Source organism: Rhodococcus sp. WS3 (genome assembly GCF_003797085.1).
GTDB lineage: Bacteria > Actinomycetota > Actinomycetes > Mycobacteriales > Mycobacteriaceae > Rhodococcus_F > Rhodococcus_F globerula.
Genome location: NZ_RKMA01000003.1, coordinates 267,561 through 292,000, shown reverse-complemented (window position 1 = coordinate 292,000; position 24,440 = coordinate 267,561). Strand labels below are relative to the sequence as shown.

Here is a 24,440-nt window from a genome sequence, read left to right as displayed (position 1 = left end):
CATGTGCCGGCATCTCGGCTACCTCGGACCGCCGCGCTCTGTCCGAGATCTCCTGCAGGGCGGAACCCATTCGCTGGTGAAGCAGTCGTGGGCGCCCCGTGAGATGCGCAAGGGTGGAGTCATCAACGCCGATGGCTTCGGCGTAAGTTGGTGGACGGCCGGGAAGTTGGGGCGGTATCGAAGTAGTACCCCGATCTGGTCGGATCCCACTGTCGAGGAAACGCTTTCACATATCCGCAGCGGATCGGTTCTGGCCGCGGTGCGGTCCGCGACCGAGGGAATGGCCGTCGAAGTCGGCGCATGCGCACCCTTTGTCGACACTACCTACGCATTCAGTCACAACGGAGTCCTCACCGGGTGGCCGAGTTCGGTTGCCGCTCTTGCACAGGAGGTTCCGACTGCCGCGCTGCTGACCATGTCGGCGCCAACAGATTCGGCACTGCTGTGGGCCCTGTTGCGTCATCGCTTGCAGGACGCATCTTCGTTGACGGGCACGTCGGTGGAAGCCGCCTTGACCACCGTCATTCACGACGTCGAAGCAGTGGCGCCAGGTTCGCGTCTGAATTTCCTGCTCGGCGACGGGAACGAACTGTGGGCCAGCACGTGGGGCCATACGCTGTACGTTCTCGTCGACGAGTTGCAAGCACTGGTCGCGTCCGAACCCTTCGATGATTCACCCCAGTGGGAACAAGTTCCTGACAGGCACCTCGTCTGCGCCCGCCCCGGGCATTTGATCATCACCCCGATCCCGATGGGAGAACGATGAGCACCCCGATTCTCGAGATCTTTCTGACTCCGGACGACCTTGTCGAGCAACTACGGTCCGACGCTCGATCCGGCCTGACCGCGCAGGCGAAGTGGCTTGCGCCGGTGTGGTTCTATGACGCCCGAGGCAGTGAACTCTTCGAGCAGATCACCGAGCTGCCCGAGTATTACCCCACCCGCACGGAACGCGCTTTGCTGGCCGAGTGCGCCGGCGAGATCGCATCGTTGACTACACCGAAGATGCTGATCGAGTTGGGTTCCGGTTCCTCGGAGAAGACGCGCCTCCTGCTGGAAGCGATGTCTGATTCACTGCATACCTATGTACCGCAAGATGTTTCGGTGACTGCGTTGGAAGGTGCGGCAAAGGCGATCAGCGCGGAGTTTCCGGGTATCGACGTCATCGGAGTGGTCAGCGACTTCACCGGTTCGCTGCATCATCTTCCCAGCGGCGGCAGGCGAGCGGTCGCGTTTTTGGGCGGCACGCTGGGGAATCTGATTCCGGGCGAGCGCGCAGAGTTCCTCGCCGGTGTCGCCGAGGTCCTCGGCCAGAGTGAGAGCTTGATCCTCGGCGTGGGGTTGGTGACCGATCCGGCCGTGCTGGTTCCCGCATACGACGACAGCGCGGGAGTAACGGCGCAGTTCAACCTCAACGTGCTCAGCGTGTTGAACAAGCAACTCGGCGCGAACTTCCCGCTGGAAGCGTTCAGGCACGTCGCACTCTGGGATGCCGAGAACCAGTGGATCGAGATGCGGTTGGAAGCACTCCGCGATCTTTCGGTGCGAATCGAAGACCTGGATCTGGATATCACCTTCGCTGCGGGCGAGCAATTGCGTACGGAAATCTCCGCGAAATTCACCGTCGACGGGATTACTGCCGAGTTGGAGGCTGCGGGCTTTCGGTTACAGAAAGTGTGGACCGACGCCGATCAGCGGTTCGCGTTGTTGTGTGCGGAGCGAGCCTGACTTGGGTGCACTCGTATCCGGGCGCGCTGTCCTGATTGCAGCGACAATCGTGATGCTCACGATCCCGTTGGCACAATGCTCCGCTCAGACGGTTCCGCCACCCGGGGATCTCGAATCTGTTGGCAGCAGTTCGGAAGTCCCCACCGAGGACACGTTGCCGGAACTCGAGGTCACCACCCTCCTCGACGGACTGGACCATCCCTGGGATGTTGTGCAGGCGCCCGACGGAACCGTTCTCACCGGGCAACGGTCCGGAGGTTTTGTCGTTCGCCGCAGTGACAACACGACCGGCCCCGTCACTGCAGACCTTTCGGATCTCTACGCTCGGTCCGAGACCGGACTCATGGGAATCGCGCTTGCCCGCGACTTCGCTCAGTCCCGCACCCTGTACACCTGCCAGGGATTCAGCGCTGGGGGAGTAACGGATATTCGAGTGATCTCGTGGACGGTCGACGCCGGATGGACTGAACTCACGCGAACCGGAACCGTGGTGTCCGGCCTCCCGGTCTCGACGGGGCGACACGGAGGTTGCCGAATACTTGCATCCGAAGACGGAACGCTGTTGATCGGCACGGGTGACAGCGCGACGCCCAGTGTTCCGCAGGATCCGAACTCGCTGGGCGGCAAGGTCTTGCACGTCAACGCGGACGGCACGCCGGCGGCGGGCAACCCCAACCCGTCGAGTCTCGTGTACACACTCGGCCACCGGAACGTTCAGGGATTGGCCGTTCAACCCGGAACCGGCAGGCTCTATTCGGTGGAGCAGGGCACTAGCGTCGACGACGAGCTGAATCTACTCACCCCCGGCGGAAACTACGGCTACCGACCGGACCGGTTGCCCGGAACATACGACGAGTCGGTGCCGATGACCGATCCGTCCCGCGTGCCGGGCGCGATCGAAGCGGTATGGAGTTCGGGTAACTCGACCCTGGCAACTGCGAGCGCGGCATTTGCCTCGGGCCCGCAATGGGGTTCGTGGGACGGCAGCGTCGTCATCGGCGGACTCAAGAGCAAGAAACTGATCTTCGTGCGACTGAGCGACGACGGCCGCAGCGTCGACGCCCAGACGTACGGGTTGGAAGATCAGTACGGACGCCTGCGTTCGGTCACGCCAACGGCCAACGGATCTCTTCTTGTCACCACGGACAACGGCGAGAACGACCGGGTGCTGCTCGTGACGCCGTCTCCGTAGCCGAATTACCAGCCGTAATAGGTGTCAGAAGTTCCAGATCAGCGGGATCAGAACCGTCGCAACCACGAGGAACCACACGAGCATCGGGAGTCCGAGCTTCCAGTAGTCGCCGAACTTGTAGCCGCCAGGGCCCATAACCATCATGTTGGCGGGGGTTGCGACGGGAGTCAGGAACGACGCGGCGGCCGCGACGGTCACGGTCATCAGGAGCGGCACCACCGAGATGTTCAGCTCGGAGGCGACGGAAATTGCGATCGGCGTGATGATCAATGCCGTCGCGGTGTTGCTGATGAGCTGGCCGAGCGTTGCGGTGACGAGGAACAGTCCGGCAACAACGACGTACGGGCTGGCGCCGCCGATGACGTCGACAAAACCGTGGGCGAGTTTCTCGGCAGCGCCGGTCTGTTGAATTGCCGTGGAAAGCGGGATCATTCCACCGACCAGGATGAGGGTGGTCCACGAGATCGAGCGGTGGGCCTGTTCGACGCTGATCACGCGCAGCAGGACCATCGCGCAGGCGGCAAGAAGACCCGCGACGGCGGACGGGACCAATCCGAACGTCAGCATGATCACCATGGCGGCGACAACGACCAGCGACATGATCGCGCGGGTTCCGAGCGGCGCGGCCTGCTTACGGATCAAGGCAGGCGGGTCGACAACAAGGACGTTCGGGTCCACGGACGTGTGAGTGTCCAGGTCGTCCCAACTGCCCTGCAGCAAGAGTGTGTCGCCGGCAGCGAGCCTGATACCGCCAGGCCCACAGGGCTCGCCGGCTCGCGCTGCGGCCAGAACCACCAGATCGCCACTGTCGGTAAGCATGCCGGGGAAAACCTTGTCGCCGATGATCTCCGAACGAGGCGGAACAATCACCTCGACAACACCGTCGTCCTTGGTGATCAGCGGCGCGTCGGATTGATCGCAACCGCCCGCGACGGCGTATTGCTGTGCGAGTGTTTTGGCGTGCCGGCTCAGGTCCGGTGACATCGACGTCCCGGCGCGGTGGGGCAACACGCGAGGACCGAGAAAGACTGCGATCGCAATGGTTCCGAGAACCAGTGGCGCGCCGATCAAGGTGAAGTCGAAGAAGCCGAATGCGCCGACACCGGCGTCGTCGGCGGCGTCGGAGACGATGATGTTGACCGGTGTGCCGGTGAGCGTGAGCATCGAACCGGCATGCGCGGCAAAGGCGAGCGGGAGCAGCAGTTGCGATGTGGACCGGCCGAGTCGGACCGCGAGGACGACCACCATCGGGATCAATGCGGCTACCGCACCGTTCACACTGATCAATGCTGTCAGTGCGGCGACCAGCAACATGATTGCGCTCACCAACCGAACGCGTGAATCGCCTACCTTCGTCAGAAGTTTCTCGCCCGCCCACGTCGTGACTCCTGTGGCGTCGAGCGCTTCGCTGACGACAAAGAGTGCGGCGATGAATATGACTGTGGGATCACCGAATCCGGCCAGTGCCTGTTCCACCGAGATCACCCCGGTTGCGGCCAGCGCCAGTGCGGTTCCGATCGCGATGATGCCGACCGGAATTCTGCCTATGACAAACAGAGCCACAACCACGGCAAGCACGACAAAGGTGATGGTGATGTCATTCACGATTCGTAAAGCTACCTCCCACCACGGCTACCGCCCTGCATCGCATACAGAACGACCCCGTCTCGGAAGGAGGCGGGGTCGAAGGGACGGACGCGGTGGAATTAGTTGGAGGCGGCGATGCGCGCCTTCTCGAGAGCAGCGAGTGTGCGGAGCACGGTTGCCTTCTGCTTGTTGAGATCGCTCAGGCGAGCACGAGCAGGCAGACCCTGGGCAAGTTCGGCGACCTTGATCTGCTCGTCGATGGAACCGAGCTGATCGAGAAGCCCCAGAACGCGCGTCTGCAGCGTGTTGATGTCGACGGTGTCCGTCTTCACCGGAGCGGCAACGCGAGTCGCAGTGCCCGTGCTGGAGGGGCGAGAAGCGCGTGCCGGTGACGTGTCGGCAACAACGGTGGCCGCGCGCGGGCGGATGGCCTTGCGGACAGCGGCAGCGTCGGGGAGAACGTCCATGCGGATTTCGTTGAGGACGCGGCGAGCTTCGCGTGCCGTGACGCGGTATTCACGCTCTTCGTCGTCGTCGGACTGCAGCGTTCCGCCGAGCGGACGCAGGCCGTACATGCCGAGGAATCGCTTGGCGTCGTCGATGATGCCTTCGTTTTCGCGGCACCGTTCGCAGCGCGGTTCGTTGCGGAACATTTCTACGGAGTTGTCGTCACCACACCAGACACAGGATCCTGGGCGCCACCGCCGGACCGTCGGAGCTGAAGAATTCGGTGAATGAGATTCGGGCCGGGATGCCGAAGGAGATTCCAGGGTTTGCGCGTCGATCACGACGAGCCACATTAGGCGAAGATTGCGGGCAGGTGAACACCAGCTCGGCGTCGACCTGGGATTCTCTCCGGGGGCGTGACCAAGATCATGCCGATTGTCCGATTCTCGGGTATTTGTGTGTCGCACAAATGGTTTCGTGAAGACCTCTCGGTCTGGTTCAACAGATGAGCGTCCCCGTGAAACACGAAGGGCGCGTACCCGTGACCGTCTGGTCACAGATACGCGCCCGCCCCGCGGTAACGCGAAAGACTATGCGCTGCCGTTGAACAGTGAAGTCACAGAACCGTTCTCGAAAACTTCCTTGATGGTCCGTGCGAGCAGAGGTGCAATCGACAGAATCGTCAGCGTCGGGAACTGCTTCGACTCGGGGATCGGCAGCGTGTTGGTCGTGATGACCTCCTTGGCGCCGCAGGCAGCCAGGCGCTCGGCTGCCGGATCTGAGAAGATGCCGTGGGTGGTGGCAATGATGACGTCGACAGCACCGGCGTCCTTGAGTACCTTGACGGCGCCGGCGATGGTGCCGCCGGTGTCGATCATGTCGTCGATCAGCACGCAGGTGAGGCCGTTGACGTCACCGACGACGCGGTTGGACTTGACCTGGTTCGGGACCAGCGGATCACGCGTCTTGTGCACGAACGCCAGCGGCGCGCCGTCGAGGGCATCTGCCCACTTCTCGGCAACCTTGACGCGGCCGGCATCAGGGGAGACGACGCAGATGTTGTCGGTGCCGTAGTTGTCGCGCACGTACTCGGCGAGCTGGCCCTGAGCGTGCATGTGGTCGACCGGACCGTCGAAGAAACCCTGAATCTGATCGGTGTGGAGGTCGACCGTGATGATCCGGTCGGCGCCTGCGGTCTTGAGCAGGTCCGCGATCAAGCGAGCGGAGATCGGCTCGCGTCCGCGGTGCTTCTTGTCCTGGCGGGCGTACGGGTAGAACGGCAGCACCGCGGTGATGCGCTTTGCAGATCCACGCTTGAGGGCGTCGATCATGATGAGCTGTTCCATCACCCACGTGTTCAGCGGCGCCGGATGGCTCTGCAGCACAAACGCATCCGATCCACGCACGGACTCTTCGAAGCGAACGAAGATCTCACCGTTCGCGAAATCGCGGGCAGTCTGCGGGGTGACTCGGATGTCGAGTTCCTTCGCAACCTGCTCAGCCAACTCGGGATGCGCACGACCCGAGAACAACATCAAGTTCTTCTGGTTGTCGATCCAATTCGCAGTCACTGGTTCATGCCATCCTTTTGTACTTGCTGATCTGTGCGCTCTGATTCCGAAGCCGTTGCTGCATCGGCCGCAGGAGTACCGGGTCGATTTTTCTCGACCCAACCCTCGATGTTGCGTTGCTTACCGCCCGAGACCGCAAGAGCCCCAGCCGGAACGTCGAATCGCAAGACGGTGCCGGCGCCGGTGTACGCGCCGTCCCCGACGTGAACCGGAGCGACGAACATGGTGTCCGAGCCGGTTCGCACGTGCGACCCCACCACAGTACGGCGCTTGGTCACCCCGTCGTAATTGACGAAGACGCTCGACGCTCCGATGTTGCTGTGATGGCCGATGGTGGCGTCGCCGACGTAGGTAAGATGCGGAACCTTCGAGTGTTCGCCGATCTCGGCGTTCTTGGTCTCCACGTACGCACCGAGTTTGCCGTGAGCGCCCAGGGAAGTGGCCGGACGTAGGTACGCGAAGGGGCCGACAGTGGCGTCGTCGCCGATTGTCGACTCGCTTGCGTGCGAGCGGACGACAACGGCCCTTGCACCGACAGTGACATCGGTCAGAGTGGTATCCGGGCCGATCACAGCGTCTTCGCCCACTGACGTGGTGCCGGCCAACTGCACGCCGGGAAGCAGCGTCACATCTTGCTCGAGAGTGACGTCGCAATCGATCCACGTACTTGACGGATCGACAACGGTGACGCCCGCCCGCATCCACTTCTCGAGGATTCGACGATTCTTCTCACGTGCCAACGTCGACAGCTGCACGCGATCGTTTGCACCGGCGACCAGAACCGAATCAGCGATGTGCTGAGCGCGGACTCGCTTTCCGGCGCGACGGGCGATCATGATCACATCGGTGAGATAGAACTCGTGCTGAGCATTGTTGGAGTCGAGGGACGACAACGCATCGCGAAGCGTCTCGACATCGAATGCGTAGACGCCGGAATTGACCTCGGTGATCGAACGCTGCGAGTCCGTCGCTTCTTTTTCCTCGACGATCGCGTTGACTTCACCGTCGGTGGTGCGCAGGATCCGGCCGTACCCGGTGGGGTCGGACGCCGTGGATGTCAGGACTGTCACCGCGGCTGCCGGCGCGCTGATGTGGCGCTCGAGTAGGTCCGCGATGGTGGTGCCGTCCAGGAGCGGGACGTCGGCGGCAGTCACGAGTACCGTGCCGCGGAAATCTGCGGGCAGCCCTTCGAGTCCACAACTGACCGCGTGGCCCGTGCCCTTCTGCTCGTCCTGAACGGCGATGGTGATCGCGCGATCCAAGTCGGTGGCGACGGATGCCACAGCTTCGGATACCCGTTCGCGATCGTGGCCGACGACGGTCACCAAATGCGTCGGATTTAACGACGCGGCAGCGTGGAGGGAGTGCGCGAGCATGGTGCGGCCGGCAAGAGTGTGGAGCACCTTGGGGGTCTTGGACTTCATCCGAGTGCCTGCACCCGCTGCGAGAACGATCACGGCGGTTTGCACTTGTTTGAGCTCCCTCTTGTCGATCATCAACTACCGGCTCCGCCGCCAGGACTCGAACCTGAACTATCTGAACCAAAATCAGAGGTGCTGCCATTACACCACGGCGGATTGCCACGCTCTCCGAACCTTGCGGCGGATTACGCGCAAGAATAATCGCATGCCGACCCGGTCTAGGTCGAACCGCTCCTCCGTTTTCGGGTCGAGCAGTGCCGATAGGCTTGCTGAGAGCGGTGCGGTGACAACCGTCCGCCGTGTGGGGAGAGAGGCAATGATGGCGACGGTTCCCAATCCGATGGGCAGTGATCGCGCACCTGAACGGGCAGCTCGGGTGCGGATGACGGGAACACAGCGTCGTCAGCAGTTGATCGAGATCGCCAGGGCACTTTTTGCCGAACGTGGATACGAAGCAACTTCGGTCGAGGAAATCGCGCAGCGGGCGAATGTCTCGAAGCCTGTCGTCTACGAGCACTTCGGCGGTAAAGAGGGCTTGTACGCCGTGGTCGTGGATCGCGAGATGTCGCGACTGTTGGAGATGATCACGTCATCGTTGTCGCAAAACCGCTCGAGAGTTCGAGTCGAGCGAGTAGCGCTGGCGTTGCTCACATACGTCGAGGAACACACAGACGGCTTCAGGATCTTGGTTCGTGATTCGTCCGTCGTGGCGCCGAGCGGCACCTATTCCAGTCTCCTCAACGACGCCATCAGTCAGGTGGGATACCTGTTGGCCGGAGACTTCTCGCGGCGCGGATTCGACCCGGGACTTGCAACGATGTACGCGCAGGCACTGGTTGGGATGGTGTCGACCACAGCCACGTGGTGGCTCGACGAGCGCACTCCGTCCAAGGAAGTTGTGGCCGCGCACCTCGTGAATCTGTGTTGGAACGGCCTCACCAATCTCGAGGCCGATCCGCAATTAGAGGGTTAACGCAGGCGTGCCTGTCGCCGAAGTATGGAGCGCAGTCTAAGCTGTGTTGGCTGTATCACGATCGTTCGATGGGCAAATGTGGTTTGTTTGCGTGGGGTGTTCTTTGTTGCAAAGCGCCTTCCATTTTGACGCTGTGAACGGGTAATGGTGAGGATTCGTTCGATGTGTGGTGACTGGAGGCCGGATCGATGGTGAGGCAGGAGCGGGCGGAAGCCACTCGTGATTCGGTACTGCGCGGTGCAGCGGGGGTTTTCCTGCGTCTGGGATATGCAAACGCCAGTCTGAGCGAGATCATCGCCGAATCGCAGGTGACCAAAGGGGCGCTGTACTTCCACTTCGGTTCCAAGGAAGAGCTCGCCCGCGCGGTAATCGACGAAGGGTCTGCTCGTTTCGACGCCAAGTCGGAATTGTGGCTGGACCGCCGAACACCAGCACTGGAATCGCTGATCGGTGTCTCGTCGGTGGCAGTCGATACTGCCGCACATGACGTACTTGTTCGTGCCACGTTCCGTTTGCTGGTCGAAATCGGTGACTACCGTGGATCGGGTCCGGCAACGTTCGACGTCTGGCTCGATATTTTCCGGGAACTCGCCACCAGAGCTGCCGATGAAGGTGACCTCAAATCCGACGTCGACTCTTCGGACATTGCGCGCTTCTTGTTGCAAATGGTGACGGGTGTCCGATTGATAGCTTCGGCTACGGGAACAATGCGTGATTTGTCTGAGTCGATGAAGACGTCCTGGAACATCATTCTTCCGGTCGTCGTTCCGGAATCGAAGGTCGAATACTTCCGCCAGTTTGCTGCTCGGCGTCTAAGTAGTGACCACTGAGTTAATCCGGTTTCGACGGTCCGAATGGCGTTCGGGTCGGTGACCTGGACAGTTGGTGGGATGTATCTCCCATTTGTGTGGATCTAATCGTGTCACGGAAGTGGTGTTGGCCTATATTGGGCTTTTGAAACAAACTCAGAGTATGTTTATCCCGTAACTAAATGTCCGATGGTCCGATCTTGCCGACCTGCTCGACGTTGCGGTATGTTCTTCCAGTAGCTGAACAATTGCTGCAACCTGTCGATCGGTCAGGGAAGCTCGATTGTTCGAGACGAAGTCGGTGTACCGGGCGGGGTAGGGGGTCGCCCGGTCCATCGATGAAAGGGGTATCGAAGATGGGTGAATCTGTACCGTCGGGGACTTCGGCAGTTTCGGCTGTTTCGTCAGCAACATTCGATGCGACCCCCCGGATCGGCTGCGACGTCGTCAATGTCGTGGATGTCAGTCGAAGTATCGATCTGTTCGGGAGCCGATACCTCGAGCGGACGTTCACCGCACGCGAGTTGGAGATCTGCAGCGGGGCTGCCAGGGATCAGCGACTCGCGGCGCGCTTTGCCGCGAAGGAAGCAGTGGTCAAGGTTCTCCGGCCCGCGGACACAGCAATTCCATGGAATTCCATCGAGATTACGCGTGAGCTGTGGGGGGGATGTGGGGTAGAGCTTTTCGGCGAAGCAGCAAAACTTGCTGTGGCACAGGATCTTCAGGATTTTCAAGTGTCTATTTCGCATGAGGCCGACGTCGCTATCGCCATGGTGATTGCCATGCATCGCGGCGGTTCGCAACAAACAGAAGGACTAAGTCACCGATGAGTGATCAGGCAATTCGCAAAGTGCTCATGGAGCATGGTCGGCTTGCAGTCGACGTCGGCACAATCGACATCGACGCCGATCTGTACGCGTTGGGTTTGACCTCCCATGCGAGTGTCAATGTGATGCTGGCGCTGGAAGATTCGTTCGATATCGAATTCCCGGACGAGTTGCTCCGGAAGAGCACTTTTGCCAGCGTCAGGGCGATCGAGAGTGCGTTGATCGGCCTGGGTGAAGCGTGAGCATTCCGCATCCCGACGTTATTGTCGAGCCCGCCCTCGATCGGGCACGCCGTGTCGCAGACGAAGTTGCTGCCGTGTGGGCGGCCGAGGTGGACGAAGACTCTCGATTCCCCGTCGAGGCGGTTGCTGCGATGCGCGAGCAGCGTCTGCTCTCTGTCGCCGTTCCTGCCGAGCTCGGTGGCGACGGCTTGTCCTTGCGTGAGGTTGCCACCATCGCGCGGATCATCGGATCACGCTGTGCGTCCAGCGGAATGATCTTTGCGATGCATCAGACGCAGATTTACTCCCTGGTCAAGCACGGCAACACCGAGGCGCTGCGGGCGTTCGTGGTCGAATCCGTCGAAAAGCAGTTGCTGCTCGCATCGGCAACAACGGAGTTGGGAATCGGCGGCGACGTCAGCCGAAGTTACTGCGCTGTAGAGGATCTCGGTGGCCATCTGCTGCTGATCAAGAACGCGCCGGTGATCTCGTACGGCGAGCATGCAGACGCGATTCTGGTCACCGCCCGACGTTCGCCGGAAAGTCAGCCGAACGATCAGGTTCTTGTTGTCTGTCGCAGCGGGGATCTCACACTGGAAAAGACTGCCGAATGGAACGCATTCGGGTTGCGGGGAACATGCAGCCTCGGGTACATCCTGCGGGCGACGTCCACGCCGGACATGATGATCGATACTCCGTACGCCGACATTTCCACCAACACGATGTTGCCCGTCTCGCACGTCGTGTGGAGTTCGGTGTGGCTCGGCATCGCTGACGCGGCACTCGACAAGGCGCGTAAGTACGTGCGCGCCGCGGCGCGCAAGCAGCCGGGAGTCTCGTCGCCGGCAGCGCTGCGACTGGCTGAAACAGCTTCCACTGCGCAACAATTCGCGGACCTGGTTGACGCATCCGCCAGTCGCTACGACCGCGCCGTCTGCGCTCGCGGCGAACTGGATGGGGCGACGACAACCGACAGTGTCGGGTTCTCGCTGTCGATGAACAACCTGAAGGTCGCCACATCGAGATCTGTGGTGGAGATTGTCGGTCAGACGATGTTGATCTGCGGTATCTCCGGATACCGAGAAGACAGTGAGTTCTCGCTCGGGCGGCATCTCCGTGATGCCCACGGGGCTGCCGTGATGGTGAACAACGATCGCATCATGGCTGGGTCCGCTCAAATGGCCATCGGATACCAAGGAACAATGTGACTACCGACTTCGTGAACGCCGAGACCGATTCCACCCCTTCCGAACTCGATCTTGCCAGGGCCGAGTTTCAGCGTGAATTGCTGAGTGCCGGAATTCTCATCGAGACAGATGTTCTAGGTCTTTACGGTCGTTCCGGGTTGTTCGAGGACATCATCGACGGAATCGACCGCGTGGTCGTTGCTGCGGGTCCCGGATCCGCAGCAACGCGTCTGCGCTTTCCGCCGGTGTTTCCTCGCACGAGTTTCGAGCGCACCGATTACATCGCGTCGTTCCCCAACTTGACCGGTGCCATCAATACTTTCAACGGAAGCAATCGTGATCACTCACAGTTGCTCGCAGATCGTGCCAACGGTGAATCGTGGGATCGCTATCTCGAACCGACCGAGACGATGTTGGTGTCGGCCGCGTGCCACCCCGCCTACGCTCAGTACACGGGTGAGTTGCCCGAAGGCGGAGTGCTTCTTGATATCTACGGATTCTGCTTTCGGCACGAACCGGCCATCGATCCAGCCCGTATGCAGGCGTTCCGCATGCACGAGTTCGTGACGATCGGCGACGCCGACGCCGCTGCAGCTCACCGCAAAAAGTGGATCGAACGCGGAATGGGAGTCTTGGGCGACCTCGGCCTCGATGCCACGCCGGTCATTGCCAACGATCCGTTCTTCGGAAGGGCCGGCCGGATGTTGGCGGCCAACCAACGCGATGAAAACCTGAAGACGGAGCTGACAGTTCGGTTGTACGGCGATCTCGACGAGGGTACGGCAATCGTGTCATCCAACAACCACCTCGATCACTTCGGCAAGACATTCGACATCACTACCGCCAACGGGGAGGTTGCGCACAGTTCCTGCGTCGGTTTCGGAATGGAGCGAATCGCTCTGTCTCTCTTGCGAACACACGGTCTTGACATTGCTGCCTGGCCAGGCGGCGTCCGTGGACATATGGGTTTGTGATGGCCAGACTCCTCGATATCACCCCCGATCGCTACAACTCACATGCCGTGCATCACGAGGACCGGGTGTGGGCGCAGACCAACTGTTACCTGGATCTCTGGATCGAGGTTCTGCATTCGCTCGGCCTCGACCCGGTTCCCGCCATGGCATGTGCGTTTGCGTCAAGGTTCGACGGTGCTCAGTGGACGTTCCTCAAGTTCAAAGCCGAGGATATCTTTGCGCTCTACGGGATCGACGTTGCCGAGATGAACGTCTGGCGCGCGCCACTGATACACGTCGAGGACAACCTCGAGGCAGGAATGCTGTCTACGGTGGAGGTCGACGGTTACTGGCTGCCGGACACATTGGGTACGAGTTACCATGAGACGCATACCAAGACAACAATTGTCCCCAACCGGATCGATCGAGTAGCGGGAGAACTCGAGTACTTCCACAACAGTGGATATTATGTACTTCGGGGCGACGATTTTTCCGGGGTTTTCGATCTCGATCGTTCGAGCATCCCGCCTTTCGTTCCTTACGTCGAGCAGGTCCGTCTTTCACCCGTTCACGAGATGAACGCGGGAAACATCGCAGAAGTAGCTCGTCGGAACGCGGCAGTTCGGCCTCCGGGAAATCCGGTACGCGAGCTGGGGCGCAGGGTCGTCGAGGATTCGGAGTGGATCCGCACAGCCGGCATGGAGGCATTCCATCTGTGGTCGTTCGGGTTGCTGAGGCAGTGCGGCGCCAGCGCTGAACTTGCCGGCGATGTCAGCGAATTTCTCGATGCGTCAGGGTTTTCCGGTACAGCGCAGGCGGCGGCGGGGTTCCGCAGTGTCGCTGCGGGCGCCAAGAGTGTGCAATTTCAGATGGCGCGTGCGGCGAGGGGGCGCGTCGTGGATCCCCGTGATCAACTCGACGAGATGGCGGTGTCCTGGACACAGTCCATGGACATCATCACCTCCATTGTCGGAGTTGATTCCCAGCGACATCTCAGGTTGGTGTGATGCCGCGGAAATACGCTACAGATCTTCTCGAGCAAGCGCAGTGGCGCTGTATCGCAACGCAACCCGGCGAAATCGTGAATCCCGCGCAGCTTTCGGGAAAGACGGGATGGCTACCGGCTACGGTGCCGGGCACGGTGGCCGGGGCGGTCCGCGAAGCCGACGGCTCCGCTGCGGCTCGTCGGGTGGCTGCCGACGCCAGTGATTGGTGGTTCGTCACGAGGGTTGCCACGGCCGGTGAGGGGTCGTGGCTGCTCCACCTCCAGGGGCTGACGGCGGGCGCGGACGTCTGGGTCGATGACACTGTCGTCTTGTCTTCTGAGTCCATGTTCGTTCCCGGTGAGGTAGTCGTAACCCGTGAGGCGGCCAAGAGTCGTGAATTCACACTCTCGATCCACTTTCATTCTCTGGCAACAGTTCTGAGTACGCGTCGGCCTCGTGGCCGATGGCGTTCGTCGTTGGTGCGTGAGCAGGGCCTGCGATGGATACGTACAACACTGCTGGGGAGTGCACCCGTATTCGCCGGTGTGCCGGTGCCGGTGGGGCCGTGGCGGGGTATTCGATTGTTGGACGTCGGCAAGGCAAGCGTCGTTTCCCGGACTCTTCACGCTACCGTCGATGGAACGTCCGGGGCCGTCGAGATCTCGGCGCGTCTCACGGGTCTGCCCCGCACGGTCACGGCAGTGCCGGTGACCGTCGGAAACGTTCGTGGTTCCCTCATCGTGACATCGCGAGACGGTGGACTTGCCGTCGTATCCGGCGTCGTCGAAATTCCTGATGTGGATCTCTGGTGGCCGCACACGCACGGTCGGCCGCATCGATACTCTGTGTCGATCGACGTGGGCAGAGATGTGCTCCACCTGGGGCACATCGGTTTTCGTAGTCTCGAGGTAGATCGAACCGGCGGTGGATTTCGAGTATCGGTCAATGGGGTCGACGTGTATTGCCGGGGATCGGTGTGGGTGCCCACCGATCCCGTCTCCTTCCAAGGCGAGGCGCAAACAACGTCGGTGCTCGAGCGTTGTGCAGCGTCCGGCGTGAACATGCTGCGTATTCCCGGAACCATGGTCTACGAGAGTGATCACTTCTGGAACGAATGCTCGAGGTTGGGCATTCTCGTCTGGCAGGACGCGATGCTCGCGACGCTCGATCCGCCAGACACCGACGAGTTCTTTGCACTCTTTGCCGCCGAGGTACGTGCGTTCCTGCAACAGGTCGGTGGCAACCCGGCGCTCGCAGTTTTCTGCGGAGGAAGTGAAACCGAACAGCAACCGACCATGCTCGGTCTGGTCGATCAGCACATCTCGATCATTCATTCCCGCTTGCCTGCGATGCTCGAGGAACTCGCACCGGGACTCGAGTACGTCACTTCGTCTCCGTCCGCACCGCCCGACCGTGAAACACTGGCCACTCACGTAGGCACCGGTATCGCCCACTACTTCGGAATAGGCGGGTACCGGCGTCCACTCGACGACGTGTTGAGCGCGCGGGTGCGCTTCGCAACGGAGTGCCTGGCGTTCTCCATTCCGCCGTCGAACACTGCCGTCGAGAACGAGTTCGGCTCTGTGTCCGTAGCGGGCCACCACCCGTCGTGGAAGGCTGCTGTGCCACGGGACAACGGGTCGTCCTGGGACTTCGAGGACGTTCGTGATCACTACGTCAGAACGTTGTTCGGCGAGGATCCGAGTGAGGTTCGCTGGTCCGATCCGGAACGCTATCTCGATTTGGGGCGTGCGGCGATCTGCGAGGCCTTCGGCGCAGCACTCGGTTACTGGCGTCGAGCAGATTCCGGTTGTGACGGTGCGTTGATCTTGGCTTTGATGGATCTCGAACCTGGGCCAGGGTGGGGAGTCCTCGACTGGCATGGCACACCGAAGGCCCCGTGGTACGTGCTACGGCGGTACTCGAAACCCGTGGCCCTTATTGTCACCGACGACGGTCTGGACGGACTCCGACTCGACGTGATCAACGAGACCGGTGACCCGGTGGTTGCCGAAATACGTATCCGAGCGCACAACAGGTCTGGTGTGGTCCCGGTGGATGTGGTCGCGCCCGTCAAGGTCGACGCCCACGGGGTACGGAGTCTGACGGTCGACGAGGTGGTGGGGCGATTCACCGATCTCACGCACGTCTTCAAGTTCGGGCCGCGCAACTACGACGCAGTCACCATCACTCTCGAGAACGAGGAAGGCGTGGTTATCGACGAAGTCGTGCATCTGTTGGGAAGCCCGGCCAGACCCCTCGAACGCACCGTCGGCCTCGCCGCCATTGCCCGCAGTGTCGGCGACGACTGGTTTGTCGACGTCACCTCGGAAGGTACGGCGCAATACGTGTCGCTGGACCTGCAGGGGTTCGAGCCGGAAGATTCCTGGTTTCATCTCGCACCAGGTGGTGCGCGGACGGTGAGGTTGCGTCGCACCGGTCAGGCGAAGATGGTGATCGGTCGCGTTCGAGCACTCAATTCCCATTCCAGCGCCCCGGTCAGCCCGCCGTTGGTTGCCGATCCACCTCGGCAAGCGTCGACCAAGCGGGTTCCGCGGAGGTAGGGCACGCTCGCGGATAGAATCGACTCGGCGTCACGCCACTGCTGGTGGGTGACGCTCGGGTTGTTCGTCCGCAGCTCGCCGTCACCGCCGAGGAGCGCATTCGTTGACTGCCTTGCCCGCTGCCCAGACTTCGCTTGCCGGCCTTGCCGAGGCCGCGCTCGCAGACGCGGCCTTCGCCTCGGTGACCGAGGCGATCGGTAGAGCCACCCTCGACATCGTTGCGCCGAAACCGGCGAGGCCGTTCATCGCGGCCGCGCTTGCATCGCGAACGCCAGTGCTGTTGGTGACCGCAACAGGTCGTGAAGCCGACGATCTGACGGCCGAACTCACCGAGATGATCGGCGGATCGGTTGCACAGTTCCCGTCGTGGGAAACGTTGCCTCACGAGCGGCTCTCGCCCAGCGCGGATACCGTCGGGCGGCGTATCGAGGTTCTCCGACGCCTTGCTCGTCCTGACGATTCCTCGTACGGTGCGCCGCTGCGGGTTGTGGTCACGACCGTTCGCTCTCTGGTTCAGCCGATGGCCCCCGGGCTGGGTGAGATCGAGCCGATCACACTGCGCGTCGGCACCGAGATCGACTTCGAGTCGGTTCTGGTCCGGCTGGTGGAAATGGCGTACACGCGCGTCGACATGGTCGGCAAGCGCGGCGAGTTCGCAGTGCGGGGCGGCATTCTCGACCTTTTCTCACCCACCGCGGATCACCCTGTTCGCATCGAGTTCTGGGGCGACGAAGTTTCGGAGCTGCGCTACTTCTCCGTTGCCGACCAGCGTTCGCTACCGGATATCGACGTCGACCTCGTCATCGCGCCGCCGTGCCGTGAATTGTTGTTGACCCCCGACGTTCGGGATCGGGCTGCCGCGATTGCCGTAGAGAACCAGGCCGACGCCTCGCTGGTGGAGATGCTGGACAAAATCTCGGCGGGTATTCCGGTGGAGGGCATGGAGGCGTTGCTTCCGGTGCTGAAACCTGGTGAATTGCAATTACTTTCCGATGTTCTTCCCGCCGGAACCCACATTCTGCTCTGTGACCCGGAGAAAGTGCGCACCCGCGCAACGGATTTGGTTCGCACCGGGCAGGAGTTCCTGGAAGCGTCGTGGACTGCGGCGTCTATCGGCGGCGCGGCACCCCTCGACACCTCCATCCTCGCCGGCGGCGACTCGGGGCTCGGCGCGTCTGCCTACCGGTCGCTGCGTCAGGTGCGCGAATCCGCAGAAGCGGGTGGACGTCCGTGGTGGACCGTCAGCCCGCTGGCATCGGGGAGTGGTGAAGAACTCGAACTCCCGATTCAGCCTGCCCCGCAGGTGCGTGGGTCGGACGATCTTCTTGCCGAGCTGTTCGTCAGCCTCCGTGCGCACGTGACCACGGGTGGACGCGCGGCCGTGGTTGTTGCCGGTGCCGGCACGGCAAAACGAGTCCTCGAACGACTCGGTGAGGCCGAGGTTCCGGCCACAATGGCTGAGCCAGGTGCGGTCCCGGCACGCGGTCAGGTCTCGGTATTGCGTGGATCGTTGCACGACGGTCTGGTTCTGCACGGCGACGGCGACGTTCCCGGAATGGTTGTCGTCACCGAGGCCGACCTCACCGGCAATCGAGTTGCGGCAGTGGGCGACGGTAAGCGGTTGCCGGCCAAGCGTCGCAACCAAGTGGATCCGCTTGCACTTGCCGCAGGCGACATGGTCGTTCACGACCAACACGGTATCGGCCGCTTTGTCGAGATGGTGGAACGCACCATCGGCGGGGCCAGGCGTGAGTACCTGGTCATCGAATACGCTGCCAGCAAGCGAGGCCATCCGGGGGACCGGTTGTTCGTGCCGATGGAATCGCTCGATCAGCTCTCCCGCTATGTCGGCGGTGAGCTGCCCGCGCTGAGCAAGCTCGGTGGATCCGATTGGGCGAACACAAAACGTAAGGCACGCAAAGCGGTTCGTGAAATCGCGGGCGAACTCGTGCAGCTCTATGCCGCGCGTCAGGCAGCACCCGGCCATGCATTCGGCCCCGACACTCCGTGGCAGAAGGAACTCGAGGATGCCTTTGCGTTCACCGAGACGGTCGATCAGCTGACCGTGATCAGTGAAGTCAAGGGCGACATGGAGAAAGCCGTCCCGATGGACCGCGTCGTGATCGGTGACGTCGGATACGGCAAGACCGAGATCGCTGTGCGAGCCGCCTTCAAAGCGGTACAGGACGGTAAGCAGGTGGCTGTCCTGGTTCCGACAACTCTGCTGGCACAGCAGCATCTTCAGACGTTCACCGAACGGATGGCGTCGTTCCCGGTGAAGGTACGCGGATTGTCGCGCTTCACCGACGCCAAGGACTCAAAGGAAATCATCACTTCCATGGCCGAGGGCGAGATCGACATCGTCATCGGCACACATCGTCTGCTGCAGACCGGCGTTCGGTGGAAGGACCTCGGTTTGGTGATCGTCGACGAGGAACAGAGATTCGGCGTCGAGCACAAGGAACACATCAAATCCTTGCGGACCCACGTCGATGTTCTGACCATGTCTGCAACGCCGATCCCTCGTACGCTGGAAATGAGCATGGCCGGCATCCGCGAGATGTCTACCATTCTGACCCCGCCGGAAGAGCGTCATCCGATTCTGACGTACGTCGGGGCGTATGCAGACAAGCAGGTCGCGGCCGCCATCAGGCGCGAGCTCCTGCGCGACGGTCAGGTGTTCTACGTTCACAACCGCGTCAGCTCGATCGACAAGGCTGCCAAGCGAATCCGTGAACTGGTACCGGAAGCGCGGGTTGTGGTCGCCCACGGTCAGATGAACGAGGACACTCTCGAGAAAACGGTTCAAGGATTCTGGGAGAGAGATTTCGACGTCCTGGTGTGTACCACGATCATCGAGACGGGTCTCGATATCTCCAACGCGAATACGTTGATCGTCGAGCGCGCTGATTCACTCGGCCTCTCACAGCTCCACCAGTTGCGAGGTCGCGTCGGACGCAGCCGGGAACGCGGATACGCATACTTCCTGTATCCGCCGGAGAAGCCGTTGACCGAAACGGCATACGATCGCCTTGCCACCATTTCGCAGAACTCCGATCTCGGCGCCGGTATGGCCGTTGCCATGAAGGACCTCGAAATCCGCGGCGCCGGTAACGTCCTCGGCGCCGAGCAGTCCGGACACGTTGCCGGCGTCGGGTTCGACCTGTACGTCCGCCTGGTCGGCGAGGCGGTCGAGGCCTACCGCGCCGCCGCTGACGGGCTCCCGATCACGACCGACGAGGGCCCGAAAGAGGTTCGCATCGATCTACCCGTCGACGCACATATTCCGCCGGACTATGTCACCAGCGATCGGCTTCGTCTCGAAGGTTATCGAAAGATTGCTGCCGCAACAGATTCCGAGGGCATCGCTGCCGTCGTAGAAGAACTTGTTGACCGGTACGGCCCGATACCGGAAGAAGTGCGTCGACTCGTATCGGTGGCGAAGCTGCGGCTGCTGTGCCGCGAGTACCAACTCGAGGAAGTGGCGGTAACCGGTACTCAACTCAAGATCTCGCCCATGTCGCTGCCCGATTCCAAGCAGATCAGGCTCAAGCGGATCTATCCGAGCGCGCAGTACCGGGCGACGACAGGCTTGGTGCAGCTGCCACTGCCGCGAACCGGGGGAGTGGGTTCCGATCGCCTGCGCGATGTGGAATTGCTGCAGTTCATTGCCGATTTCATCCTGGCGATCGACGGTCGCGCCGCGAGTGCCGTGGTGATGGAGGCATGAGTTACGAGTCGGTTGTCGTCGTACTGGACGCGACACGTCCGGATTCAATACCAGTGAACGCGTTGACCGTGCTACGCGATCCGATCGAAATAGCTGACGATGTGCCACATTCGACTCGTTGTGCACTTCCGACGTCCGTTCCGGGAGCCGCTGTCTATGTGACGTCGAATCCAAACGGTGAGGGCGCCGTCGAAAGAGTTGCGCGAGGTGCACGGCTGATCGCAGCTGAAGCACTCAAAGGTGATGAACTTGTCGCGGCAAGTCGCCTGATGGATCGTTTGTGGAGCTATGAGGGCTGGGAAGTTGCTCAGACGCATGAATCGTTGGTTCGCTACCTTCTCGAAGAGACATACGAGGTGCTCGACGCGATCGTGGACGGTGACCGCCAGACATTGCGGGAAGAATTAGGCGACCTACTGTTGCAGGTTCTGTTTCATTCACGAATTGCCGAGGCTGTACCAGGTGAGGAAGCTTTCGATATCGACGACGTCGCTCGCGGACTGATTGTAAAACTGACTCATCGAACTCCCCATCTGGCGACCGATCCGTCGGGTGATATCGACGTCGCTGCGCAGGAGCGTGCGTGGGACGAGATGAAAGCCATAGAGAAGAGACGCGCCTCCGAATTGGACGGTGTCGCAGTGAGTCAACCTGCATTCAGGCTGGTCGAGCAGTATGTGTCCAGAGTGTCTCGTGCCGGGTTCCCGGAGGAACTGATACCAGTCGAGTTGATTGCGATGGCAACACAGATGCGCGACCTCGACGGGTTGCTGCGGATGAAAGCGCTCAGCTTCGCGGACCGCTTTCGAGTGGCGGAGCAGTACGTCAAGAACCACGTCGACGAGGTCGATCGTGCCCCGGTGGATTGCTTGACACCACCTCTCGATCGTTGGAGCGCGGCATGGCGACTGTCAGCCACTGAATGATTTGGATTGCCATTTCGTAACTGGGTGCCGGATCACGTTGATTCTAGGCTGCAAATAAAACAAACCTGAGGTATGTTTATGTTCGAAACGCAAACCGGTGCACGCCTATTTGGGGATTTTGGGTACCGGACGTTGAGTTCGTTAGAGGTGGGGCGAGCTGTCGAGTGTCACCATCGGGCAGTCAAAACCAGGCTGGCCATCAAGGTGATTGCTTGAGAATTACTACGTTATCCGCGGTCTAAGCCGTCGGGGGTCGAAACGGGGAGATGAGTACCAATGAGCGTGGACACCAGTGAGAGCATCCGAGCAAGCCGGCAGGCACATGGCACGAGCCCTCGACGTCCGAGTGTGACGGTTGTAGTTCCAGCTATGAACGAGGCCAAGAACCTTCCACACGTTGCAGCGCGGATGCCCGACAACATCGACGAGATCGTATTCGTGGACGGACATTCGGTGGACGATTCGATAGAGGTTGCCAGGAAGCTGTGGCCGACGGCCACGATCGTCACGCAGACTCGGCGAGGAAAAGGCAACGCACTCGCGTGCGGATTCTTGGCCGCAACATCGGACATCGTCGTGATGATAGATGCGGACGGGTCTACGGATCCGGCTGAAATCCCTCTGTTCGTATCGGCGCTCATTGCCGGTGCTGACTTCGCGAAGGGGACGAGGTTCGCACTGGGTGGAGGTAGTGACGACATCACGTTCTCACGAAAGCTTGGCAACAAGGCGTTGAACGGAATCGTCAACATCAAGTTCGGCGCAGCCTTCAGCGATCTCTGCTACGGCTACAATGCTTTCTGGCGTCATCACATCCCCGTCATGGACCTCCCAGAAACCGCTGCTCCCGATGCTCAATGGGGGGATGGCTTCGAGATCGAAACGTTGATCAACGTTCGTGTTTCCAACGCAGGTCTGAAAATCACAGAAGTCCCGAGCTACGAGCGGGACCGCATTCACGGTGAGAGCAATCTGAATGCTGTTCGCGACGGGTTCAGAGTGCTTCGGACTATTCGTAGCGAGCGACGTGTCACAGGCAGAAAGTCCACCAAACGTTAACAAGTATTTGCGTCGTCTCGCCCCGCCCATCGTTCGATCGAGGGCGGGGCATCCGTCTCATTTATGCTTTGAAACACCCTCTTGGATCGTTTCACGGGAACGCAGCTATTAATGTGTGAATATTGTCCCATGCCACTGTTTCGTGCATTTGATCCCGACCGCCGATGCCGCTGCGGCCATCCGCAATCTGCTCACCAACATCTTCGCTCCGGCAGAGACTGTGGTCTGTGCCCATGCCAACAGTTCCGTGGTGTTGGACTTCTGTCCGGAATCAGCGGGCGATTCCGACGGCGTTAGCGAAGTCTTGAGGTTCATTGGGCAGGGTGGTTTCGCGGATGCCAAATGCGTCAAGAATTGCAGATGTCATTTCGGCTCGCGCAGATTCCCGGATCGGGTAACCGATGAGTGGGTGATCGCCTGCGGGGAGTAATCGTGTGTCTACCGATCCCGGAAGTTGTTGCAGTCGGGAGAGTCCGGTGGGTCCGCGGTTCTCCAAGAACCATCGGTGATCACCAGGTGACAACAGCACAGTGGCATTCACGCCGGCGATGCTCAGTGGGCGCAGGAGCACCTCTGGCACTTGGACCAGACCGATTTGTCCCAACTGAAGCCATAGGCGATAGGGGAGTCGATCTCGTATGACGTCCTTGAAGCGGACAGCAGCATCATGCGCGCGGAGTGCCAGAGATCGCTTTCCTGGGACATCGCCTGCGAGCTCGTGACTTCGAGTGAACTCAATCTGGCGTGTAGTCCATCGCAGGGGGTTAACGAGTATTGCGTGACGAGCGCCGACTTCGGCCGCAGCGATCGCTGCGCTCCAGGATCCCGAGCAGAGTCCGGCGACAATAAGATTCCCGGCTGGTGCGCCAGCAAGCTCGACCACATCAACCGCGTCTGTTCGTTGTTCGGGTGTGTAGATTGTACTGATCTCGTGATCGTCAGCAGGCCAGGTTTCGCCGGTTGACGCGCGATCGAAGCGAATGGTACTGACGCCGTGAGCAGCCAACGCGCGGGCGAGTTCTACCCACAGGCGACTGGGGCCAACTCGATGTTCCGATGCTGTTCCATAAACGACCAGCGTCGGTCCACCAGGCGCGCTTCCTGCCGGTGTCGTTTGGATTGTGAACATGTTGTGGGTTCCGCGGTGTGAAAGCTGTTCTGTCACAGTTCTTCCGGACCGGGGGTCGACAAGATTGGCCGAGTCTCGAAGCTGCACTGCCACGGATGAACGTTTGCGGGTGGTTGCCGCGTCGATCCAGTCGGCGATCGACGTGATTGTCTTCGCCGGTACTCGTACGGCGAAATCGGCTGGCTCGATGAACTCGATCTGCTCGTCCACGACGAAGTGCTCGGCGTCGGTCCGCTCGACCAAACGTGTAATTCCGCGGTTGTCCGCGTGTTCTGGACGGGTGGCGATCAGGACGCGCACCGACGAATCGATCGGCGTTGATGTGAGGTCCATATTTGAAAGTTGTTGTGCGGCGGATCGGTGGAGAGCCATCCCGATGAGTGAAACATACTGCTGCTCGGCGTCTGTCCTGCTCGTGAGGCTCACAAGAGCTTTCTGTCGGTGCAGGAACTTGCGGCCGGAGACCACCGGATCCCACAGGACAAGTGCATTGACCCCGTCGATGTCAGCTGCCGCTCGCGCACCTACCAGCGCACCGACGCGAAGTCCGAGAACGGTCACCGTGTCGGTTCCGCACCGGCGAAGATATCCGGCCGCCTCGCGAACGCTGGACTCCCAGAGTTCGACCGCGTTTGCCTGGGTTTGCTCCCCCGAAGAATCGCCGGTGCAGTAGTAGTCGAAGCGGAGCACGAGATGGCCCTGCGCGCATAGTTTTTGTGCCAGTAAGACGAGGCCACGGTAGGAATCGACGTGTTCTTTCCCGACAGGGGGGCACAGCACGACCCCTCCGCGCGCTGTACCCCCCGCAGGAACATGAAGAGTGCCGAGTAGTGGAGCGGTCTCGGGACCGAACCACGTGGTGAACTTTCCACCGCCGACAACCGGGTGAATCTTGTACGTCACCCGACCGGTGGGACCAGGCTGATTCTGCGCCATCGATCGGGATTCCATCGCGCGGGATGGTGAACCGGATCGATCGTCTGCTCGAGCTGACAGCATGTGAGTCCTCTGTGCCTCGTCATGTCGCCATCGACAGCGAACCCGCACTCGATACTGGAGATGTCGATGCCGCAATCGCCCGTAAACTCGATGACTTTTTACCTACGGAAAAACAATATACAGGTTTGTTT

General features: G+C 60.9%; 19 protein-coding genes and 1 tRNA gene. 14 read left to right on the top strand and 6 right to left on the bottom strand.

Annotated features, from left to right (window positions below; translation table 11 throughout):
• Position 1: 1 nt before the first annotated feature.
• The 3 genes from egtC to EEB13_RS22445 are packed head-to-tail and all read left to right on the top strand — an operon-like array spanning position 2 to position 2,920.
• A complete protein-coding gene (gene egtC, locus EEB13_RS22455; protein WP_141486322.1) occupies positions 2–766 on the top strand; it encodes an ergothioneine biosynthesis protein EgtC in 765 nt (254 codons plus the stop codon).
• Positions 763–1,728 carry an L-histidine N(alpha)-methyltransferase gene (egtD, locus tag EEB13_RS22450; RefSeq protein WP_033234291.1) on the top strand — a complete coding sequence of 322 codons (966 nt, stop codon included), beginning with the start codon at positions 763–765 and terminating at the stop codon, positions 1,726–1,728. The genes egtC and egtD overlap by 4 nt, the downstream gene beginning before the upstream one ends.
• 52 nt (positions 1,729–1,780) lie before the next feature.
• Entirely contained in the window at positions 1,781–2,920 is a 1,140-nt protein-coding gene (locus EEB13_RS22445) for a PQQ-dependent sugar dehydrogenase (RefSeq protein ID WP_141486685.1), read from the top strand.
• 24 nt (positions 2,921–2,944) lie between these two features.
• Here EEB13_RS22445 and EEB13_RS22440 read toward each other — a convergent pair whose 3' ends face one another.
• From EEB13_RS22440 to EEB13_RS22420, 5 genes are all read right to left on the bottom strand, one after another.
• Complete coding sequence (locus tag EEB13_RS22440; protein WP_141486321.1) at positions 2,945–4,525, bottom strand: SLC13 family permease; 1,581 nt, start codon at positions 4,523–4,525, stop codon at positions 2,945–2,947.
• A gap of 101 nt (positions 4,526–4,626) precedes the next feature.
• Positions 4,627–5,295 (bottom strand): hypothetical protein, encoded by a 669-nt coding sequence (locus EEB13_RS22435; protein WP_141486320.1) that lies wholly within the window; start codon positions 5,293–5,295, stop codon positions 4,627–4,629.
• A 249-nt stretch (positions 5,296–5,544) separates the two neighbouring features.
• Positions 5,545–6,525 (bottom strand): ribose-phosphate diphosphokinase, encoded by a 981-nt coding sequence (locus EEB13_RS22430; RefSeq protein ID WP_033234295.1) that lies wholly within the window; start codon positions 6,523–6,525, stop codon positions 5,545–5,547.
• Positions 6,522–8,021, bottom strand: coding sequence for a bifunctional UDP-N-acetylglucosamine diphosphorylase/glucosamine-1-phosphate N-acetyltransferase GlmU (gene glmU / locus EEB13_RS22425; protein WP_045069304.1), 1,500 nt, complete (start codon positions 8,019–8,021; stop codon positions 6,522–6,524). The genes EEB13_RS22430 and glmU overlap by 4 nt, the downstream gene beginning before the upstream one ends.
• A 10-nt stretch (positions 8,022–8,031) precedes the next feature.
• Positions 8,032–8,102 (bottom strand) — tRNA-Gln (locus EEB13_RS22420).
• A 184-nt stretch (positions 8,103–8,286) separates the two neighbouring features.
• On the opposite strand from EEB13_RS22420, the gene EEB13_RS22415 reads away from it, so the two are divergent.
• The 11 genes from EEB13_RS22415 to EEB13_RS22365 all read left to right on the top strand — a co-directional run bounded on the left by EEB13_RS22415 (position 8,287) and on the right by EEB13_RS22365 (position 22,181).
• Positions 8,287–8,919 (top strand): TetR/AcrR family transcriptional regulator, encoded by a 633-nt coding sequence (locus EEB13_RS22415; RefSeq protein ID WP_033234408.1) that lies wholly within the window; start codon positions 8,287–8,289, stop codon positions 8,917–8,919.
• Between the two features lie 188 nt (positions 8,920–9,107).
• Positions 9,108–9,749 (top strand): ScbR family autoregulator-binding transcription factor, encoded by a 642-nt coding sequence (locus tag EEB13_RS22410; protein ID WP_033234297.1) that lies wholly within the window; start codon positions 9,108–9,110, stop codon positions 9,747–9,749.
• Positions 9,750–10,084: 335 nt separating this feature from the next.
• Positions 10,085–10,558, top strand: a complete 474-nt coding sequence (locus EEB13_RS22405; protein ID WP_095888469.1) for a holo-ACP synthase — start codon at positions 10,085–10,087, stop codon at positions 10,556–10,558.
• Entirely contained in the window at positions 10,555–10,797 is a 243-nt protein-coding gene (locus EEB13_RS22400; RefSeq protein ID WP_033234563.1) for an acyl carrier protein, read from the top strand. The genes EEB13_RS22405 and EEB13_RS22400 overlap by 4 nt, the downstream gene beginning before the upstream one ends.
• Positions 10,794–11,984, top strand: a complete 1,191-nt coding sequence (locus tag EEB13_RS22395) for an acyl-CoA dehydrogenase family protein (protein ID WP_045069307.1) — start codon at positions 10,794–10,796, stop codon at positions 11,982–11,984. The genes EEB13_RS22400 and EEB13_RS22395 overlap by 4 nt, the downstream gene beginning before the upstream one ends.
• A complete protein-coding gene (locus EEB13_RS22390; protein WP_045069309.1) occupies positions 11,981–12,937 on the top strand; it encodes an amino acid--[acyl-carrier-protein] ligase in 957 nt (318 codons plus the stop codon). The genes EEB13_RS22395 and EEB13_RS22390 overlap by 4 nt, the downstream gene beginning before the upstream one ends.
• Positions 12,937–13,923, top strand: coding sequence for a DUF1839 family protein (locus tag EEB13_RS22385; RefSeq protein WP_033234562.1), 987 nt, complete (start codon positions 12,937–12,939; stop codon positions 13,921–13,923). Before EEB13_RS22390 ends, EEB13_RS22385 begins: the two co-directional genes overlap by 1 nt.
• Positions 13,923–16,466 carry a glycosyl hydrolase 2 galactose-binding domain-containing protein gene (locus EEB13_RS22380; protein WP_141486319.1) on the top strand — a complete coding sequence of 848 codons (2,544 nt, stop codon included), beginning with the start codon at positions 13,923–13,925 and terminating at the stop codon, positions 16,464–16,466. Before EEB13_RS22385 ends, EEB13_RS22380 begins: the two co-directional genes overlap by 1 nt.
• A gap of 103 nt (positions 16,467–16,569) precedes the next feature.
• Positions 16,570–20,196 (top strand): transcription-repair coupling factor, encoded by a 3,627-nt coding sequence (gene mfd, locus EEB13_RS22375; RefSeq protein WP_141486318.1) that lies wholly within the window; start codon positions 16,570–16,572, stop codon positions 20,194–20,196.
• Positions 20,193–21,122 carry a MazG family protein gene (locus tag EEB13_RS22370; RefSeq protein ID WP_141486317.1) on the top strand — a complete coding sequence of 310 codons (930 nt, stop codon included), beginning with the start codon at positions 20,193–20,195 and terminating at the stop codon, positions 21,120–21,122. Before mfd ends, EEB13_RS22370 begins: the two co-directional genes overlap by 4 nt.
• 276 nt (positions 21,123–21,398) lie before the next feature.
• A complete protein-coding gene (locus tag EEB13_RS22365; protein WP_095888475.1) occupies positions 21,399–22,181 on the top strand; it encodes a glycosyltransferase family 2 protein in 783 nt (260 codons plus the stop codon).
• 271 nt (positions 22,182–22,452) lie between these two features.
• Here EEB13_RS22365 and EEB13_RS22360 read toward each other — a convergent pair whose 3' ends face one another.
• Complete coding sequence (locus EEB13_RS22360; protein WP_141486316.1) at positions 22,453–24,246, bottom strand: alpha/beta hydrolase; 1,794 nt, start codon at positions 24,244–24,246, stop codon at positions 22,453–22,455.
• Between the last annotated feature and the right edge of the window lie 194 nt (positions 24,247–24,440).

Coding starts and splice junctions, on each gene's coding strand:
- EEB13_RS22405 (WP_095888469.1), top strand. CDS start 10,085: ATGGGTGAATCTGTACCGTCGGGGACTTCGGCAGTTTCGGCTGTTTCG.
- EEB13_RS22410 (WP_033234297.1), top strand. CDS start 9,108: ATGGTGAGGCAGGAGCGGGCGGAAGCCACTCGTGATTCGGTACTGCGC.
- EEB13_RS22385 (WP_033234562.1), top strand. CDS start 12,937: ATGGCCAGACTCCTCGATATCACCCCCGATCGCTACAACTCACATGCC.
- EEB13_RS22360 (WP_141486316.1), bottom strand. CDS start 24,246: ATGGCGCAGAATCAGCCTGGTCCCACCGGTCGGGTGACGTACAAGATT.
- EEB13_RS22445 (WP_141486685.1), top strand. CDS start 1,781: ATGCTCACGATCCCGTTGGCACAATGCTCCGCTCAGACGGTTCCGCCA.
- glmU (WP_045069304.1), bottom strand. CDS start 8,021: ATGATCGACAAGAGGGAGCTCAAACAAGTGCAAACCGCCGTGATCGTT.
- EEB13_RS22380 (WP_141486319.1), top strand. CDS start 13,923: ATGCCGCGGAAATACGCTACAGATCTTCTCGAGCAAGCGCAGTGGCGC.
- egtC (WP_141486322.1), top strand. CDS start 2: ATGTGCCGGCATCTCGGCTACCTCGGACCGCCGCGCTCTGTCCGAGAT.
- EEB13_RS22365 (WP_095888475.1), top strand. CDS start 21,399: ATGAGCGTGGACACCAGTGAGAGCATCCGAGCAAGCCGGCAGGCACAT.
- EEB13_RS22370 (WP_141486317.1), top strand. CDS start 20,193: ATGAGTTACGAGTCGGTTGTCGTCGTACTGGACGCGACACGTCCGGAT.
- EEB13_RS22415 (WP_033234408.1), top strand. CDS start 8,287: ATGGGCAGTGATCGCGCACCTGAACGGGCAGCTCGGGTGCGGATGACG.
- egtD (WP_033234291.1), top strand. CDS start 763: ATGAGCACCCCGATTCTCGAGATCTTTCTGACTCCGGACGACCTTGTC.
- EEB13_RS22400 (WP_033234563.1), top strand. CDS start 10,555: ATGAGTGATCAGGCAATTCGCAAAGTGCTCATGGAGCATGGTCGGCTT.